This window comes from Bacillus sp. 196mf (assembly GCF_003217275.1).
In the GTDB taxonomy this organism is placed as follows: domain Bacteria; phylum Bacillota; class Bacilli; order Bacillales; family Bacillaceae_G; genus Bacillus_A; species Bacillus_A thuringiensis_S.
The window spans coordinates 1-17683 of record NZ_QJTG01000037.1; the positions used below are offsets into that span (position 1 = coordinate 1).

A 17683-nucleotide genomic window follows, 5' to 3' on the forward strand; every position below is an offset into this window, starting at 1 on the left:
TAGCCCCGGTTTCCCGGAGTTATCCCAGTCTTATGGGCAGGTTACCCACGTGTTACTCACCCGTCCGCCGCTAACTTCTCGAGAGCAAGCTCTCAATCCATTCGCTCGACTTGCATGTATTAGGCACGCCGCCAGCGTTCATCCTGAGCCAGGATCAAACTCTCCAATAAAGTTAGTTTGTCTAGCATCTAAAAATAAAAATTGACGTTTCACGTTGTTTGTTTCGTTCAGTTTTCAAAGAACTACTTGGTCGCTCATTTGCGACTTCCTTATGTTAACATCTTCGTTTTTCGATGTCAACTAAGTTTTTCAATTTCTTTTTTTGTCGTTTTCTGCGTTTCCGCATCAGCGACGGTTATTAATATATCATGGTGAAAAATGAAATGCAACACCTTTTATAAACTTTTTTTAAAACTGCCCACATTTCTTTTTTAATATCATATACTTAAACGAAATATCTCTTTCATGTATGAGTAATTCCTACATATATTTTATATAAAGTTACTCTATCAAAAAACGTTTCTTTCTATACTAAGCGTTTTATTCATATACCATATCATACAAGGAGGAATATATATGGACTATACCGATTTATTAATCAAACTAGGTCTCTCGGCTATTTTAGGGTTTGCCATTGGTTTAGAACGCGAATTAAAACGGAAACCACTTGGTTTAAAAACGTGTTTAGTTATTTCTATTATTAGTTGCCTCCTAACGATTGTTTCTATTAAAGCAGCTTATAACTTACCACATACCGATCATATGAATATGGATCCACTTCGACTTGCCGCTCAAATTGTATCAGGAATTGGTTTTTTAGGTGCTGGCGTAATTTTAAGAAGAGGCAACGATAGCATTGCAGGGCTCACGACTGCCGCTATGATCTGGGGTGCTTCTGGTATTGGTATTGCCGTTGGAGCTGGTTTCTATATCGAGGCGATTTTCGGAATGTGCTTCCTTATGATTAGTGTCGAACTTATACCACTCGCGATGAAATATGTAGGCCCTAGATCATTTCGTCAACGTGATATCGCTGTGAAACTTGTTGTACGAAATATGGACAATATCCCAATCGTAATTGAAGAAATAAAGGAAATGGATATAAAAGTTAAGAATATGAAGCTTAAAACATTAGAAAACGGTTCTCACTATTTACATCTTAAACTGTCCATTGATCAAAAAAGACCTACTGCTGATGTTTACTATGCTCTTCAACATCTTGAAAGTGTCCAACAAACTGAAGTGGAAAGTATGTAGCATAAAACAAACTCTCTTTAATTAGAGAGTTTTTCTTTTTTCTATAATGGTAACAATGAATGTAGTCCTGCAAAACAAGGAGGAATTTACTATTGAAATCCCGTCCGAATTTAGTAGATACATTTCGTGATTCCATTATTTTTCGTTTAATTTGTTTTATTATTGTATTCACTGCTTTTTCTGGTTTTCTTATACATAGATTAGAACCCTCTCATTTCACTACATGGTTTGACGGAATTTGGTGGTCAATCGTTACCATTTTTACAGTTGGATATGGCGACTTTGCTCCCCATACAACGATAGGAAAACTAATAGGTATAAGTATTATTTTATTAGGAACTGGCTTTTGTTCTTATTATATGGTTCTATTCGCTACTGAGATGATTAGTAAACAATATATGAAAATTAAAGGTGAAGAAGCCGCTACCTCTAACGGTCATATGATTATCGTTGGCTGGAATGAGCGTGCAAAACATGTTGTAAAGCAAATGCATGTATTACAACCAAACCTTGATATCGTTTTAATTGATGAAACACTTTCTTTACTCCCAAAACCATTTCATCATTTAGAATTTATAAAAGGTTGTCCGCATCACGATCAAACTTTATTAAAGGCTAATATTAAAACGGCACACACCATATTAATAACAGCCGATAAAGAAAAGAACGAAAGCTTAGCAGATACACAATCCATTTTAAATATTTTAACTGCAAAAGGACTCAATCCAAACATTCACTGCATCGCCGAACTACTTACTACTGAACAAATTCAAAATGCAACGAGAGCTGGCGCGTCAGAAATTATAGAAGGAAATAAATTAACGAGTTATGTATTTACCGCTTCTCTTTTATTCCCTTCTATTTCAGGTGTACTATTCTCACTTTACGATGAAATCTCTGATAACAAATTACAACTGATGGAGCTCTCTCCGTCCTGCACCGGACAAACCTTTGCGAATTGTAGCTATACCCTTTTAAAACAAAACATTCTCTTACTAGGTATAAAGCGTGACGATCAATATATGATTAACCCAGTCCATACCTTCATTCTTATCGAAAGCGACATACTAATTGTTATTCACCATTAAGAAAATGTTTTTCTAGTTCCCGCATGAGCACTTTTCCAATATTGATATATTTTTTTTTCACATCTGCATCTGGATCTTTCGGTTCAGCAAATTGATCCATCCCACTCGTTCCCGCGGTTAAAGTATTCACATTATCATCTAGTTCGTCTTGATATACATGCGAAAGAATATACGGCGTTTCAAGACGGACTACTACACCAGGTACATCTAGTTCACCATCTACTGCTGTAAATGGCACTCGTAAAAATTGATACCCATCTTCTTCATCGATTTTGTAATCGAAGCATCCTTTATCATAATCCCAATTACCACCAATACTATATCCAAGTGGTTTCATAACCTCTTCTAATTTATATAACGCATATGTACGTCCTTCTAAATTTGATTGAATCGGAATCAAGCCCATCCCTCCAAGACTTTTCCTTTAGCATACCCACTCTAGTTTGAATATACTGATGGACTTTTCGATAAAATAATAAAAAGCGACCGGAATCCGGTCGCTTTTTATTATTTTAAACGCTCTTCTAATTCTGCTTTTAATTCTTCAAATCCTGGTTTACCAAGTAAAGCAAACATGTTTTTCTTGTATGCTTCTACGCCAGGTTGGTCAAATGGATTTACGCCTAATAAGTAGCCGCTCATCGCACATGCTTTTTCGAAGAAGTATACAAGGTAACCGAATGTGTACTCATTTAATTCAGGAATATTTACGATTAAATTTGGTACTCCCCCGTCGCTATGTGCAAGTAATGTACCTTCGTATGCTTTTGTGTTTACGAAGTCTACAGTTTCACCAGCAAGGTAGTTTAATCCGTCTAAATCGTTGTCTTCTAATTCGATTGTTAGTTCATGTGTAGATTTACCTACTTTAAGAACTGTTTCAAATAAGTCACGACGACCTTCTTGAACGTATTGACCTAATGAGTGTAAGTCAGTTGAGAAGTTTGCTGAAGATGGGAAAATACCTTTTTGATCTTTTCCTTCACTTTCACCAAATAACTGTTTCCACCACTCAGCGAAGTATTGAAGTGCTGGCTCATAGTTAACAAGCATTTCAATTGTTTTTCCTTTATTGTATAAAGCGTTACGAACTACTGCGTATTGGTAAGCTGGGTTTTCTTCTAGTTCTGATGTTCCGAAGTCATCATGACCAGCAGCTGCACCTTTCATCATCTCTTCAATATTTAAGCCACTTACTGCGATTGGTAATAAACCAACTGGCGTTAATACAGAGAAACGTCCTCCAACATCATCTGGAATAACAAATGTTTCGTAACCTTCGTTATCAGCTAATGTTTTTAATGCACCACGTGCTTTATCTGTAGTTGCATAAATACGTTTGCGAGCTTCTTCTTTTCCATACTTCTCTTCTAATAACTTACGGAAAATACGGAATGCTAGTGCTGGCTCTGTTGTTGTACCTGATTTGGAAATAACGTTAATAGAGAAGTCTTTACCTTCTAATACGTCCATTAAATCTTTCATGTAAGTGGAGCTAATGTTTTGTCCAACAAATAGCACTTGTGGAGTTTTACGTTGTTCTTTAGATAGCGTGTTGTAGAAAGAATGGCTTAACATTTCGATTGCTGCGCGTGCTCCTAGGTAAGAACCACCAATACCTACAACAAGTAAAATGTCAGAGTCATTTTTAATTTTTTCTGCGCATTTTTGAATGCGAGCGAATTCTTCTTTGTCATATTGAAGCGGAAGATCTACCCACCCAAGGAAATCGTTCCCAGCTCCAGTTTTTTCGTGGATTGCGTGATGTGTTACTTTCACTGCATCACGTAAATAAGTGATTTCATGTTCACCGATGAAGGATAACGCTTTAGAATAGTCGAACGTTACATGTGTACTCATCTTTTTCCCTCCAATTATGGATATGTATTTCTGTATTCACTTTAGCGAAACTGAAGTTGTAAATCAAGCGATTCAAACATTGTAAACGTAACCAATATATAATTTTTAGAAAAAGTTCATTTTTTGCATAAAAATTCGTATTTTTCGGTATAGATGTATATACATCCTTTTTCGAACATTTTTTATGTATAAAAACAACATAACTACCCCATTCTATAAAAGAGTTAATTAACTCATCGCTTGCTCACGCTTCACAATTAAGGGGGGCTTTTTCATGAGTACTCTGCAACGTATCGCATTAGTCTTTACTGTAATTGGCGCTGTGAACTGGGGACTAATCGGATTTTTCCAGTTTGACTTAGTAGCAGCCATTTTCGGTGGACAAAATTCAGCTCTTGCACGTATTATTTACGGCATCGTTGGTATATCTGGGCTTATCAATCTTGGTTTACTGTTTAAACCATCTGAAAATCTTGGTACGCACCCAGAAACAAACGAAATTCGATAATCAGTATGTCCTTTCACCTCCGACATACGAATATGATTGCATGCAATCATATTTGCAAATATATATCATAAGATAAAGTAAAAGAGGAACGCTCATATGCGTTCCTCTTTTACTTTGTTAACTCGGACTCTTCAATCCATTCTGCCAACTTTTCTCGCAGCGTATTAAATCCGTTTTCAGATGGGTTCGGTATAAGAATCCTTCCTTGTTTTCTTTTCGCCGCTTTTAACGATAAACTCATTTTTCTGTGCTCTTCATCAATTGAAAGTACCTTTACTTCTACTGTATCGCCGACTTTTAAAAAGTCATGAATATCCTTTACATATCCATTTGTAATTTCAGATATATGCACAAGTCCTTGTGTTTCTGCATCTAACGCTACAAATGCACCGTAATCTTGAATTCCAGTCACTTTCCCTGTTACAACCACTCCTGTTGTATATTGTTCTGACATATGAAACACTCCCATACGTTTACCATTCTCTCTACAATTATAGAGAGCAAAGCAGATATATTTATTTTAAATATCCGATTGGTTAGTACGCATTCTAGATAATGATATCTAGAATGCGTATACCTTATATTAGTAAATTATACCACTATGACAGAACTCATTCAAAATTCATGAAAAATTTCCCTTAAAGAAGTATAATTCTCCAATATTGGGATAGACTACTAACACATGGCTTTCTAGTATTCCCCCCCTTTTATGGACAAAACGTATTACGTTTTGTCCTTTTTTTATTTTCTACAAATCGTTCCATTCTCTTCATTGCTTCCATAAGTTGTTCAAGCGACGTCGCATATGAACAACGAATAAATCCTTCACCACTTTCGCCAAATACGCTACCAGGGACAACGGCCACTTTTTCTTCCAGCAATAACTGTTCTGCAAATTCCGCTGAAGATAATCCAGTTGAAGATATAGAAGGAAAAACATAAAATGCTCCGCCCGGCACATGACACGTTAAGCCCATTTCATTGAAAGATGTCGTCATGAAGTTACGACGCTTCTTATAGCTATCTCTCATTCGAATTACTTCATCGTTCCCTGTGCGTAACGCCTCAAGTGCTGCAAACTGAGACATAGTCGGTGCACACATCATTGAATACTGATGGATTTTGAGCATTAATTCTGAAAATTGAACAGGAGCTGCAATCATACCGAGACGCCATCCTGTCATCGCAAATCCTTTTGAAAATCCTGAAATTAAAATCGTATGCTCACGCATATTTTTAATACTTGCGAAACTTGTATATACTTCGTCGTATACAAGCTCTGCATAAATTTCATCAGATAATACGATTAAATTGTACTTCTCAACAATCACTGCTATTTCTTCAAGCTCGGATTTATTTAGCATTGCACCTGTCGGGTTATTTGGTGAACAAAGCAAAATTGCCTTTGTTTTCGCTGTAATAGCTGCTTCAATTTGTTCTGGTTGTACTTTAAACTCGTTTTCTAACGTAGTCGCCACAGGAACCGGAACTCCTCCAGCTAACGTCACAAGTGGTGCATAAGAAACGAAGCTCGGTTCAATAATGAGCACTTCATCATCAGGATTTATAATGGCGCGCATCGCTACATCTAACGCCTGGCTCGCTCCAACTGTAACAATGATTTCATCACTTGGATCATAAGATACTGCAAATTGTTTTTTTAGATACTTTGCTATTTCTTGACGGAGCTCCAATAATCCTGCATTTGCTGTATATGACGTATACCCTTGTTCCAAAGAACGAATACATGCTTGCCTTACATTCCAAGGTGTAACAAAATCCGGCTCTCCTACCCCGAGGGAAATAACACCTTTCATATTTGCTGCTAAATCAAAAAATTTTCGAATACCCGATGGTTTTAAAGATTCTGCTGATCTAGATAGTTCAAATTGCTTCATGGTGTCACCACAATTCGCTTATCATCATCGTCTTTTTCATAAATAACGCCCTCATGTTTATACTTCTTCAAAATGAAATGAGTAGTTGTAGAAACAACAGATTCAATTGTTGCTAATTTCTCAGAAACAAACATCGCTACTTCTCCCATCGTTTTCCCTTCTAATGTAATAGAAAGATCATATGTCCCTGACATTAAATAAACGGATTTCACTTCTGAATAACGATAAATTTGTTCAGCAACCGCATCAAACCCAACGCCATGCTTTGGCGTAACTTTCACATCGATCATTGCCGTTAAACCTGTATGTTCTTTCACCTTCGTCCAATCAATATGTGTTACATAATCCACAATAATCTTTTCATTTTCTAACCTCGCAACCATCTTCTTTACTTCTTCTACCTCTATATTTAACAGCTTCGCTAATGTATCTACAGATAATCGACTACTCTTTTCAAGACAAGCTAATAATTCTAATTCTTTTTCTGTCACCATATAAATCATCCTTCCTTTTCGTTTGTGTTTAAATTATACAAATACCCTTTCCAGTTTGAAAAGAAGATTTTTCTATTGAATTATGTCAAAATAAAGTGAAACTTTAATCAGCGGAAAAATGCGTGATAAAGCGAAAGGGGATGGAACCGTGAAACCAAAAGTTTATATTGCTGAACCAGTTCCAACATTTGTAGAAAACTATTTATCAGAACACTGTGATTATGAAAAATGGGAGCAAAATGAGAAAGTACCTCGTGATGTTCTATTAGAGAAAATACAAGATAAAGATGGGTTATTAAATTTCGGATCTGCTATTAATGAAGAATTACTGACAGTGGCTCCTAACTTAAAAGTAGTGAGCAACATTTCTGTCGGTTACGATAATTTTGATTTACAAGCGATGAAAAACCGAAATGTTATCGGAACAAATACACCATACGTATTAGATGATACAGTAGCTGATCTCGTTTTCGCCCTTATGTTATCTGCTGGGCGTCGTGTTTGCGAACTCGATTCTTACGTGAAAAATGGTGAATGGAACGCTGAAATTGGAAAAGAACACTTCGGACTAGATGTACACCATAGCACAATTGGTATTATCGGTATGGGCCGAATTGGAGAAGCCGTTGCAAAACGAGCGAAATTCGGATTTGATATGAATGTTCTTTACTATAACCGCCGTCGTAAAGAAGAAGCTGAACAAAAATTCGATGCTACATATTGTGATTTACAGACGCTACTGAAGCAGTCTGACTTTATTGTTCTTCTTACTCCATTAACAGATGAAACATATCACCTTATCGGAGAAAAGGAATTTTCATTAATGAAAGAAACAGCAATCTTCATTAATGCTTCTCGCGGGAAAACAGTAGATGAAGAAGCGTTAATCCATGCTTTAACAGAAAAGAAACTCTTTGCAGCAGGTATCGATACATTTACACAAGAGCCGATTCAAAAAGATAATCCACTCTTATCATTACAAAATGTTGTGACTTTACCACACATCGGATCTGCAACATTAAAAACTAGGCAGCAAATGGCTATGACCGCCGCTGAAAATTTAGTTGCAGGATTACAAGGAAAAACACCGCCTAATATTGTTCGCGGGTAATACTGAATAAACGAAAGGCAAGATGACATCGTCATCTTGCCTTTTTTTGTTAACATATTTTCTTCTTCCTTGGAGATGATATGAACAAAAATCAATGGAGTGACAAAAAATGAATCACGAATATACTTGTCCTTATTTCACTTTTTCCACTCGCGGCACTACTATTCATTACGAATTGTATGAACACGATAACAAAACAGAACGTCCTACTTTCGTACTCGTTCACGGCTTTTTATCTTCCTCATTCAGTTACCGTCGTCTCATTCCCTTACTATCGAAAGCAGGAACAGTGATTGCTCTTGATTTACCACCGTTCGGAAAAAGTGATAAGTCTCATCTATTTAAGTATTCTTATCACAATTTAGCAACGATTATTATTGATTTAATTGAACATTTATCTCTCTCAAACATTGTATTAGTTGGGCACTCTATGGGTGGGCAAATTTCTCTCTATGTAAACCGTATACGTCCTGAACTCATTTCAAAAACGATTTTACTATGCAGCTCTAGCTATTTAGCACGCGCAACCTTACCTTTACTATACTCTTCTTATTTACCGTTCTTTCATTTATACGTAAAGAACTGGATTATTAGACGCGGTATTGTTCATAACTTAATGAATGTCGTTCATGATCACTCATTAATTGACGATGAAATGAAAAAAGGTTACTCCGCTCCTTTTTATGACGACCGTATATTTCCCGCTTTAACTCGCATGATACGAGACCGTGAAGGTGACTTATCTTCAACTGAATTACAAAAAATCGAAACACCTACACTACTCATTTGGGGTGAAAAAGACCGCGTCGTCCCTGTACATGTAGGTCATCGGCTACACAAAGATTTACCGAATTCAAAATTTATTTCTTACGAAAATACAGGACATTTACTACCTGAAGAAAAGCCTGAACATGTTTATGAAGAAATTATCGCTTTTTCTGCGCAATAAAGTGAAACTTTAATTAGCCCCCACCTAACTTCTTTGCTTCTGCTGAATTTTGAGGTGGGGGTCTTACTGCCCGGCAAATAGCGGGATAATATAAAAAAGGCCGTCGGAAATTCCGACAGCCTATAATGAACAGCTTCCGCCTTCTTTTATTACAAGTAATTCCACAGCTAATTTCTCACATTTTTCAAGCGCAGGTACTTCCTCAAAAGACATAAAGTATATATGTTGAATCTTCTTTGCGATGTATTTTGGATCATCAAACACACTTATGACGTTCACAACATCGCTCGCTTCTGTTTCATAAAACTCCGGTCCCATTTGAAACGGATCCCAATTCTTCACAACCTCTATCATCTTTTCATATGTACCCATTCGCTTCCCGCCTTTTCACTTTTTAATACTTTTCTTTATCCTATCACATCAGCTATTCTATAAGAAGAGAGAGAACTTTCATAACTTATTGGTTTTACAGAAGAAGGGGGCAAACGTATGCAACTATTTCATAAAGCAATCAATCGACGTGGAACGCATAGTATAAAATGGGATACATATAAAAACGAAGAACTTATCCATGCTTGGATTGCTGATATGGATTTTGAAGTACCAACACAAATTCAAACTGCTTTAAAGAAACGTATTGAGCATCCTATTTTCGGCTATACACTTCCTCCCGAAAATATTGGAGATGTTATTTGTAACTGGACAAAAAAACAATATAACTGGGACATTCAAAAAGAATGGATTGTTTTTAGCGCGGGGATTGTTCCAGCTCTTAGTACGAGCATACAGGCTTTCACAAAAGAAAACGAATCCGTTCTCGTACAACCACCTATTTATCCTCCATTTTTCGAAATGGTCACAACAAACAACAGGCAGTTATGCGTGAGTCCATTACAGAAACAAAATGATACATATGTGATAGACTTCGAGCATTTAGAAAAGCAGTTTCAGCAAGGTGTCAAACTCATGCTTCTTTGTAGCCCTCATAACCCAATCGGACGCGTTTGGACGAAAGAGGAACTTGTGCAGCTCGGATCGTTATGTACTAAATATGACGTTATCGTTGTCGCGGATGAAATTCATTCCGATATCATTTATGCAGACCATACACATACGCCGTTCGCTTCCTTATCTGAAGAATTAGCAGAGCGCACTATCACTTGTATGGCTCCAAGTAAAACATTTAATATCGCTGGATTACAAGCTTCGATTATTATCATTCCAAACGAAAAACTCCGTCACGCCTTTATAGCTATCCAATATAGACAAGGCTTCCACGGGTTAAATATCTTTGCCTACACAGCGATGCAAAGTGCCTATACAGAATGTAATGATTGGTTAAACGAAATTCGATTATATATAGAAGATAATGCTCAATTTGCTTGTGAATATATTAAAACTCACATACCTGCTCTTTCCGTAACGAAGCCAGAAGGTAGCTTTTTATTATGGATTGATTGTTCTCGTCTAAAGCTTCCTCAAAACGAGCGTACTGCATTACTTGAGGAAAAAGGAAAAATCATCGTTGAACCTGGTGAGAAATATGGGTTAGGTGGCGAAGAACATATTCGAATTAACATCGGCTGTCCACGATCTGTTTTAGAAGAAATTTTGAACAGACTGCGTCATACGTTTTCATAATAATAGAGGAGTCTGTCCCCTAATCATTCTTGGACAGACTCCTTTGTCCTATTTTATCGGTAAGTCGATATATTCCAATAACCGCTGATATATTTTCACTTATACTACACAAAAAAAAGCTACCAGCACGGTAGCTTTTACTTTTTCTTCATATCTGCTGCTTTTTTTACAATTACACCACAAGCAATTCGATCGCCTGATTTACCTGTCGGTTGTGTCATACCATCATCAGGGTTTTCTGTAATAATAATAGACGCTCCATCTTTTCTATGAATCGTCGTTTTTCCTTCTTCAAGTGTGATGTGAGGTGCATCGATTTCCGCTTTAATCTTCCCAGAACCATCTGCAACTACGTTCGGTAAATCACCGTTTTCTGCACCCTTCGGATTAAGAAGACCATGTTTTTTATCATCAGGATTAAAATGATTCCCAGATGATTCAAAACGAGGTGCCTTACACTCTCCGATTTCATGTACATGTAGTCCGTGTGGTCCTGGCGTGAAACCTTCTCCTTTAATCGTAATTTTCACGCCACTTGTTTGCTGCACTACTTTCGCAGTCCCTACTTCATCTCCTGAAGCATTATGTAATTTCACTTCAATTTCTTTCGGCTTTCCTTGGTCACAACCTGCCATCAGAAATAATAAACAACAACTGAAAAAAAGCCGTTTCTTCATTCCATTCCCTCCAAAATATATTCTGCCCTTAGATTGTCCGAGCATAGAGGGAAACATACAAAAATGCGTTACTGTTTCTTTTCAGATAATAGTTTTTCTTCAACTTTCTGTAATCGCTCCGCTTCGCGTTTTGATACACGAATGAACATACGCCACGTAGCAACGGCACCAATTATAAATAGCACGCAAACAATCCCTGGAATAATATATTCTGTTTTATCTTCCGGAAAATATAAAGGCATCATATAGAACACTCCTTATTATAGGATTTGTAAAACATCAGAATTTTCTGTTATATAACTTTAAATTATAGTGGAACCTATCCATATTCTCAAGGGGGCGTTCCGAAAGTGAATGATTTCTTTGACTCCTTCTCCTACTTTCCTTACTATAAACTTGAGGTGAAAAATATGAGAGAAACATTTGAAATTGGTGAAATCGTTACTGGTATTTATAAAACTGGCAAATACATCGGCGAAGTTACAAATAGCCGCCCTGGCAGTTACGTCGTAAAAGTATTAGCTGTTTTAAAACATCCGGTGCAAGGTGACTTACATAACGTAAAACAAGCTGACGTACCATTTTTCCATGAAAGACGCGCTTTAGCTTTCCGTGAACAGACGAACATTCCAGAGCAAATGGTGAAAAAATATGAAGGAGAAATTCCGGATTATACCGAGTCACTAAAATTAGCATTAGAAACCCAAATGAATTCATTTTCTGAAGATGATTCACCTTTTGCAGAGCGTAGTCTAGAAACATTAGAACAGTTAAAGAAAGACTACAAACTTTAAAAAACAAAACGACCAAATTACATAATGTGCAATTTGGTCGTTACTGTGTGCTCACTTTCTTTAACACTTTTGAAAAGTCAACGAGTTCTCCTAATGTTGGAGGTGCTGGTTTTACTAAATACTCTTTATCTTTTTCTACTAGTTTAAAAATATTGTACGTCGTCATCGCATCATCAAGCGCACAATGATGCTTCCCTGTCCCTACTTTTCCGTACGCCTCAATTGCTTTCCATAATCCTGTTTGATTTCTTTCTCCAAAAAACTTCTTATACTCAAGCGATAAATCACGACACTGTCCGAAGAATGGAAAAGCTATCCCTGCCATTTCACAATTATGCTTCAGCACTTTCATATCCATATTTCCCCACGTTACAATTGTCGGTTTACATTTCGTTTCGTATTCCGCAAGCTTCTTAACGAGTTCAGGAAATGAAATCCCTTTATCCACGACTTCTTGTTTTATTCCTAAAAACTTCTTACATCGATCCGTTAAAGAGGGAAATGTTTTCGGCCTGACATGTGATGAATACGTATCTTCCACCTTACAGCCAGCAACTGAAACGAGTCCTACCTCAATAATTTCCGGAAAAAATCCTTTCGGTTTCTTTCTATGCTGGGGCATCGTAAACTCAAAGTCTAAAAATAAAAATCGTTGTTCATCCATACGATCCCTTCCTTATCATTTTTATCATTCCTTTCTATTTGACACTCCTACACGAACAAGCTCGAATGCTAATTCCATTTTAAATATTCAGATTGGATGTATCTTATATATATGTCAAATGCCCACAAATATTTTAAAAAATAAGAAAAAATGACCTATGCAGAAAATATGACAAAATCCCTCCTTGCATTTACATCCGCAGTTTTTCTACTTTATAATGACGTTATGTGTGTTTCATCTAGTTAATATTTGACACACTAAGAAAAATGAATGAAAGGAGATGAGATTTTTGCACGAAACAACGCAAGAACTCGCTAACTGGCAGTATTATTTTGCTATCGCAGTCTTTTTAATTACATATGCCATTATTATTTCTGAAAAAATTAATCGCGCTGTCATCGCACTTCTTGGTGCAGCATTCATGGTAATTGTGGGGGTCGTCGATTTACATAACGCCTTTACGAAACATATTGAATGGGGAACGATTACGCTACTTATCGGTATGATGATTTTGGTGAACATTACGAGTAAATCAGGTGTTTTCCAATACGTTGCCATTAAAGCAGCAAAAGGGGCACAAGGAAATCCAATTAAAATTTTAATTTCCCTTTCCCTACTTACCGCGCTTGGCTCCGCATTTTTAGATAACGTTACAACTGTACTTCTTGTTGTTCCAGTTACTTTATCTATTACGCGCATACTGCAAGTAAATCCTGTTCCATATTTACTTTCTGAAATTATTTTTTCAAACATTGGGGGAACGGCAACATTAATTGGTGATCCACCTAACATTATGATTGGTTCTGCCAATAAGCATTTAGACTTCAATGCTTTCCTATTGAACCTAGCACCAATCGTAATTATTATTATTGGAGTTACAGCAACAATACTTTACTTCATGTACCGTAAACAATTAATTGCCGATCCTGTACAGGTTAAAAAATTAATGAGCTTAGATGAAAAACAATACATTAAAGATCCAGTATTAATGAAAAAATCTTTAACGGTGCTTGGACTTACGATTGTAGGTTTCATGACTCATTCTATTTTCCATATTGATGCGGCTATCATTGCCTTAACTGGTGCTACTGTACTTATGTTAATTGGTGTGAAAGAGCATGAAATTGAAGAAGTATTTGCAAGCGTAGAGTGGGTAACAATCTTCTTCTTCGCAGGGCTATTCGTACTTGTTGGAGGACTTATCGATATCGGTCTTATCAAAATGTTAGCTCAAAAAGTAATTGGTATAACAGGCGGAGATATTTCTTACGCATCCATCCTTATTTTATGGGTATCTGGTATCGCCTCTGCAACAATTGATAACATCCCATTCGTCGCAACAATGATTCCACTTATTAACGATATGGCAGTTGGGCTAGGCTTATCACCATCTGACGCACAAATCGATGTATTATGGTGGGCATTAGCACTAGGTGCTTGTCTCGGTGGAAACGGAACATTAATCGGAGCTTCTGCTAACGTAATCGTTGCAGGTATTGCGAGCCGCGAAGGACATAAATTTAGTTACATGGAATTCCTAAAAGTCGGTTTCCCAATTATGATCGTTTCATTAATCATTTCTCACATTTATATTTATTTACGCTACCTTATGTAGTAAAAAGAGCGCTCTGATAATCAGGGCGCTTTTTTACTTATATCTAAAATATATTGACTTATCAACAAAAACGAAAAATCTACTCTTTATATCTCACCGGTTCATTTCGAATAATAAATAAATGAATCGGTAAGAACACCGAAAATGTGATTACATGAATAATCGTAAATAATATAGAGTTCGTTCCATATCTGTCTAAAATAGCGTAGATAAGATAAATAGACAATACAATCGATACAGCTGTTGCTAGTAAACTTATAATTGGTACGAAATTAAAAATGAAACATGCAACATATATACCGAACACTTTCCACCCTGCTTCTTCTTTCAAAAAATCTGGTAATTTATCTTTCGCTAAGTCACCCCACGTCTTACTATTCAAAAACGGAATAAACGCAAGCACCCCGTCCGTTGCACCATCATTTTTCGCCATCGAATAAAGTGCAAAAGCCGTTAACAAATATGAAATAATTGCCCAAATCAATATAACAAGAATAAACGCAAAACTAAGAGCAAAGAAACCTGCTAGTACTCCTTGATCCTCCATCTTATCCTCTCCTCTCTACTTTCAACATATTTCATTACATTGCAAGTTATGTTTTAAAATTTATCCAAACTCTTTGTATAATAAGAGAAGATAGAGAATAAGAGAGGAGAAACACTTATGCATCCATTTGTAAAAGCATTACAAGAGCATTTCACAGCTCATAAAAATCCTGAAAAAGCAGAACCTATGGCTCGTTATATGAAAAATCACTTCCCATTTCTAGGTATTCAAACACCGGAAAGACGCCAATTATTAAAAGACATCATTCAAATACATACTCTCCCAGATAAAAAAGACTTCCAAATTATCGTACGTGAGCTTTGGGACTTACCAGAACGTGAATTCCAAGCGGCCGCACTTGATATTATGCAAAAATATAAAAAACATATAAACGAAACTCATATCCCCTTCTTAGAAGAACTTATTGTCACAAAATCTTGGTGGGACTCTGTCGATAGCATCGTCCCTACATTCTTAGGTACTATCTTTTTAAAACACCCAGAATTGATTTCTGCTTATATTCCAAAATGGATTGCATCAGATAACATATGGTTACAACGCGCCGCTATTTTATTCCAACTGAAATATAAACAAAAGATGGATGAAGAACTTCTTTTCTGGATTATTGGACAACTACATTCTTCAAAAGAATTTTTCATTCAAAAAGCGATTGGCTGGGTCCTTCGTGAATATGCAAAAACAAATCCGGATGTAGTTTGGGAATACGTGCAAAACAACGAGCTCGCTCCATTAAGTAAGCGTGAAGCAATTAAGCATATTAAAGAAAATTACGGAATAAATAATGAAAAAATAGGCGAGACTCTATCATAGATAGACGCGTTCCTCTATTGAGATTTAAAAAAGAACGTGTTAGAATATGTTCATTATTACTAATATAAGTAGTGATGACGGACTTATAAGTACTTGCATAAAAAGCGATTCAGGGATAGTGAAAGCCTGAAGCCGCAAGGAAACGGCAGTCCCGAGCAATACATGATAAAGTGGATGCACCTTTTGTGTATCAACTAGGGTGGAACCGCGGGCAAACGCTCGTCCCTAGGCAAATAAGCCTTGGGATGAGCGTTTTTTTATGTTCTTTTTAGCTATACTGCTCGTTTCCAAAGTATCAGAGTATGTCATCGCCAATACGTTAACTTTCAAAAGGAGGATTTTCTTATGTATTCAATGGAACAAGTTGTAAACTTAGCGAAACATCGCGGTTTTGTTTTCCCTGGTTCTGAAATTTACGGTGGTCTTGCAAACACTTGGGATTACGGTCCACTTGGAATCGAATTAAAAAATAATGTTAAAAAAGCTTGGTGGAAAAAATTCATTCAAGAATCTCCATACAACGTTGGTTTAGACGCAGCTATTTTAATGAACCCTAAAACTTGGATCGCTTCTGGTCACGTTGGTAACTTCAACGATCCAATGATCGACTGTAAAAAATGTAAAGCTCGTCACCGTGCTGACAAATTAATTGAGGATGCTTTAGATGCAAAAGGCATCGAAATGGTTGTTGATGGTCTTACTTTCGACCAAATGGCTGACTTAATGAAAGAACATGAAGTAAAATGTCCTGATTGCGGTAGTGAAGAATTCACTGAAATCCGTCAGTTCAACTTAATGTTCAAAACATTCCAAGGTGTTACAGAGTCTAGCACAAACGAAATCTTCCTTCGTCCTGAAACAGCACAAGGTATTTTCGTAAACTTCAAAAACGTTCAACGCTCTATGCGTAAAAAGCTTCCATTTGGTATTGGCCAAATCGGTAAGAGTTTCCGTAACGAAATCACACCTGGTAACTTCACATTCCGTACACGTGAATTCGAACAAATGGAACTTGAATTCTTCTGTAAGCCTGGTGAAGATTTAGAGTGGTTCGCATTCTGGCGTGAAACTTGTAAAAACTGGTTACTTTCACTTGGTATGACTGAAGAGAGCATGCGTCTTCGTGACCACGGTGAAGAAGAGTTATCTCACTATAGTAATGCAACAACTGACATTGAATTCAAATTCCCATTCGGTTGGGGCGAACTTTGGGGCGTTGCATCTCGTACAGACTTCGACTTAAAACGTCACATGGAACACTCAAACGAAGACTTTAACTATATCGATCCACAAACGAATGAGCGTTACGTACCATACTGCATCGAGCCATCTTTAGGCGCAGACCGTGTAACATTAGCATTCTTATGTGATGCATATGAAGAAGAGCAATTAGAAAACGATTCTCGTACAGTTCTTCGTTTCCACCCTGCTTTAGCACCATACAAAGCAGCTATCTTACCATTATCTAAAAAGCTATCTGAAGGTGCTACTGAAGTATTCGCAGAATTAGCTAAAGACTTCATGGTAGACTTTGATGAAACTGGTTCTATCGGTAAACGTTACCGTCGTCAAGACGAAATCGGTACACCATTCTGTATCACATACGACTTCGACTCAGTTGAAGACAAAGCTGTTACAGTACGTGACCGTGATACAATGGAACAAGTTCGTATGCCAATTAGCGAACTAAAAGGTTTCTTAGAGAAGAAAATCCAGTTCTAATTATAAGAAAAAGAGGCTGCTCATAAG

Annotated in this window: 20 protein-coding genes and 1 rRNA gene; 10 read left to right on the forward strand and 11 right to left on the reverse strand. The window is 36.9% G+C overall.

Annotated elements, in window-relative coordinates:
* Window positions 1-170 (reverse strand): 16S ribosomal RNA (locus ATL10_RS27540); the annotation flags it as partial.
* Between the two features lie 406 nt (window positions 171-576).
* Between ATL10_RS27540 and ATL10_RS27550 the strand changes: the two genes are divergently transcribed.
* Together ATL10_RS27550 and ATL10_RS27555 are read left to right on the forward strand one after the other, a co-directional pair.
* A complete protein-coding gene (locus ATL10_RS27550; protein ID WP_000386677.1) occupies window positions 577-1257 on the forward strand; it encodes an MgtC/SapB family protein in 681 nt (226 codons plus the stop codon).
* 92 nt (window positions 1258-1349) lie between these two features.
* A complete protein-coding gene (locus ATL10_RS27555; RefSeq protein ID WP_075720406.1) occupies window positions 1350-2345 on the forward strand; it encodes a potassium channel family protein in 996 nt (331 codons plus the stop codon).
* On the opposite strand, the gene ATL10_RS27560 is transcribed toward ATL10_RS27555, so the two are convergent.
* Both ATL10_RS27560 and ATL10_RS27565 read right to left on the reverse strand, forming a co-directional pair.
* Complete coding sequence (locus tag ATL10_RS27560) at window positions 2332-2745, reverse strand: YugN-like family protein (RefSeq protein ID WP_141526290.1); 414 nt, start codon at window positions 2743-2745, stop codon at window positions 2332-2334. The genes ATL10_RS27555 and ATL10_RS27560 overlap by 14 nt on opposite strands.
* 107 nt (window positions 2746-2852) lie before the next feature.
* A complete protein-coding gene (locus tag ATL10_RS27565) occupies window positions 2853-4205 on the reverse strand; it encodes a glucose-6-phosphate isomerase (RefSeq protein WP_000103664.1) in 1353 nt (450 codons plus the stop codon).
* 274 nt (window positions 4206-4479) lie between these two features.
* Here ATL10_RS27565 and ATL10_RS27575 point away from each other — a divergent pair, with 274 nt between their 5' ends.
* Window positions 4480-4713: a DUF378 domain-containing protein gene (locus ATL10_RS27575; RefSeq protein ID WP_000105788.1), complete on the forward strand. Its 234-nt coding sequence runs from the start codon at window positions 4480-4482 to the stop codon at window positions 4711-4713.
* A gap of 109 nt (window positions 4714-4822) precedes the next feature.
* Here ATL10_RS27575 and yugI read toward each other — a convergent pair whose 3' ends face one another.
* The 3 genes from yugI to ATL10_RS27590 form a co-directional block, all read right to left on the reverse strand.
* Window positions 4823-5167, reverse strand: a complete 345-nt coding sequence (gene yugI, locus ATL10_RS27580; RefSeq protein WP_000003764.1) for a S1 domain-containing post-transcriptional regulator GSP13 — start codon at window positions 5165-5167, stop codon at window positions 4823-4825.
* A 253-nt stretch (window positions 5168-5420) separates the two neighbouring features.
* A complete protein-coding gene (locus ATL10_RS27585; protein WP_097925195.1) occupies window positions 5421-6611 on the reverse strand; it encodes an aminotransferase in 1191 nt (396 codons plus the stop codon).
* Window positions 6608-7105 carry an Lrp/AsnC family transcriptional regulator gene (locus ATL10_RS27590; protein ID WP_000255696.1) on the reverse strand — a complete coding sequence of 166 codons (498 nt, stop codon included), beginning with the start codon at window positions 7103-7105 and terminating at the stop codon, window positions 6608-6610. The genes ATL10_RS27585 and ATL10_RS27590 overlap by 4 nt, the downstream gene beginning before the upstream one ends.
* A gap of 118 nt (window positions 7106-7223) precedes the next feature.
* Here ATL10_RS27590 and ATL10_RS27595 point away from each other — a divergent pair, with 118 nt between their 5' ends.
* Both ATL10_RS27595 and ATL10_RS27600 read left to right on the forward strand, forming a co-directional pair.
* Window positions 7224-8216, forward strand: a complete 993-nt coding sequence (locus ATL10_RS27595) for a 2-hydroxyacid dehydrogenase (protein WP_110497930.1) — start codon at window positions 7224-7226, stop codon at window positions 8214-8216.
* A gap of 109 nt (window positions 8217-8325) precedes the next feature.
* Entirely contained in the window at window positions 8326-9165 is an 840-nt protein-coding gene (locus ATL10_RS27600; RefSeq protein WP_001015204.1) for an alpha/beta fold hydrolase, read from the forward strand.
* A gap of 120 nt (window positions 9166-9285) precedes the next feature.
* Here the strand turns inward: ATL10_RS27600 and ATL10_RS27605 are convergent, their stop codons facing one another.
* Window positions 9286-9537, reverse strand: coding sequence for a YugE family protein (locus tag ATL10_RS27605; protein WP_000537641.1), 252 nt, complete (start codon window positions 9535-9537; stop codon window positions 9286-9288).
* Window positions 9538-9654: 117 nt separating this feature from the next.
* Here ATL10_RS27605 and ATL10_RS27610 point away from each other — a divergent pair, with 117 nt between their 5' ends.
* Window positions 9655-10806, forward strand: a complete 1152-nt coding sequence (locus ATL10_RS27610; protein ID WP_090978027.1) for a MalY/PatB family protein — start codon at window positions 9655-9657, stop codon at window positions 10804-10806.
* Between the two features lie 137 nt (window positions 10807-10943).
* Here ATL10_RS27610 and sodC read toward each other — a convergent pair whose 3' ends face one another.
* Complete coding sequence (gene sodC / locus ATL10_RS27615; protein ID WP_023523265.1) at window positions 10944-11483, reverse strand: superoxide dismutase [Cu-Zn]; 540 nt, start codon at window positions 11481-11483, stop codon at window positions 10944-10946.
* A 68-nt stretch (window positions 11484-11551) separates the two neighbouring features.
* On the reverse strand, window positions 11552-11728 hold the full coding sequence (locus tag ATL10_RS31430) for a hypothetical protein (protein WP_075717125.1): 177 nt from the start codon (window positions 11726-11728) through the stop codon (window positions 11552-11554).
* A 165-nt stretch (window positions 11729-11893) separates the two neighbouring features.
* On the opposite strand from ATL10_RS31430, the gene kapB reads away from it, so the two are divergent.
* Window positions 11894-12277 carry a kinase-associated lipoprotein KapB gene (gene kapB / locus ATL10_RS27620; RefSeq protein WP_001209343.1) on the forward strand — a complete coding sequence of 128 codons (384 nt, stop codon included), beginning with the start codon at window positions 11894-11896 and terminating at the stop codon, window positions 12275-12277.
* Between the two features lie 40 nt (window positions 12278-12317).
* On the opposite strand, the gene kapD is transcribed toward kapB, so the two are convergent.
* A complete protein-coding gene (kapD, locus tag ATL10_RS27625; RefSeq protein WP_000344356.1) occupies window positions 12318-12941 on the reverse strand; it encodes a 3'-5' exonuclease KapD in 624 nt (207 codons plus the stop codon).
* Between the two features lie 289 nt (window positions 12942-13230).
* Between kapD and ATL10_RS27630 the strand changes: the two genes are divergently transcribed.
* Entirely contained in the window at window positions 13231-14556 is a 1326-nt protein-coding gene (locus ATL10_RS27630) for an ArsB/NhaD family transporter (protein ID WP_000545210.1), read from the forward strand.
* A gap of 79 nt (window positions 14557-14635) precedes the next feature.
* Here ATL10_RS27630 and ATL10_RS27635 read toward each other — a convergent pair whose 3' ends face one another.
* A complete protein-coding gene (locus ATL10_RS27635; RefSeq protein ID WP_000390061.1) occupies window positions 14636-15103 on the reverse strand; it encodes a hypothetical protein in 468 nt (155 codons plus the stop codon).
* A gap of 117 nt (window positions 15104-15220) precedes the next feature.
* Between ATL10_RS27635 and ATL10_RS27640 the strand changes: the two genes are divergently transcribed.
* Both ATL10_RS27640 and ATL10_RS27650 read left to right on the forward strand, forming a co-directional pair.
* The gene (locus tag ATL10_RS27640; RefSeq protein ID WP_000553298.1) at window positions 15221-15934 is read left to right on the forward strand and encodes a DNA alkylation repair protein; all 714 of its coding nucleotides are present in this window, start codon (window positions 15221-15223) and stop codon (window positions 15932-15934) included.
* 345 nt (window positions 15935-16279) lie between these two features.
* Complete coding sequence (locus ATL10_RS27650; RefSeq protein WP_000287154.1) at window positions 16280-17656, forward strand: glycine--tRNA ligase; 1377 nt, start codon at window positions 16280-16282, stop codon at window positions 17654-17656.
* Window positions 17657-17683 lie beyond the last annotated feature (27 nt).